Annotated in this window: 2 pseudogenes; both read left to right on the plus strand. The window is 29.9% G+C overall.

Annotation, left to right across the window (positions count from 1 at the left end):
* Nucleotides 1–188 (plus strand): annotated as a pseudogene (locus tag FOT98_RS32800) (PD-(D/E)XK nuclease family protein); the annotation flags it as partial.
* 27 nt (nucleotides 189–215) lie between these two features.
* Nucleotides 216–355, plus strand: a pseudogene (locus FOT98_RS33230) (tyrosine recombinase XerS); the annotation flags it as partial.

Consider the following 355-nt stretch of genomic DNA (forward strand, 5'->3'; position numbering starts at 1 on the left):
AAATTAAGGGAAATATTGCTCGTAGGCAATCAATACCTAGAGTATATAACTCCCTATATAAATGGAAGTTTGACTTTTTAACGGAGAGTTTTGAAGAGATAATGATGAAAGCAGAATTAATTATCCAAAAAATTCATCCCGAATTAAAAAAATCTAATTGGGAATTTCCCAAAAGTAAATCAGTATAATACTCCAAAGTATTAGAGGTGTATAAAATGAGTAACAAAGAAAAAGAACGCTTTAAATCACTTGTCGAAAAGCACAAAAAAAATATGCCCTGGTATGTAGTAGAATATATAGAAATGAAAGCAATGCTCTCCCCTGCTACTTTATATGGATATATAACAGAATTTGA

The organism is Bacillus sp. HY001 (assembly GCF_007558965.1).
GTDB classification, from domain to species: domain Bacteria; phylum Bacillota; class Bacilli; order Bacillales; family Bacillaceae_G; genus Bacillus_A; species Bacillus_A mobilis.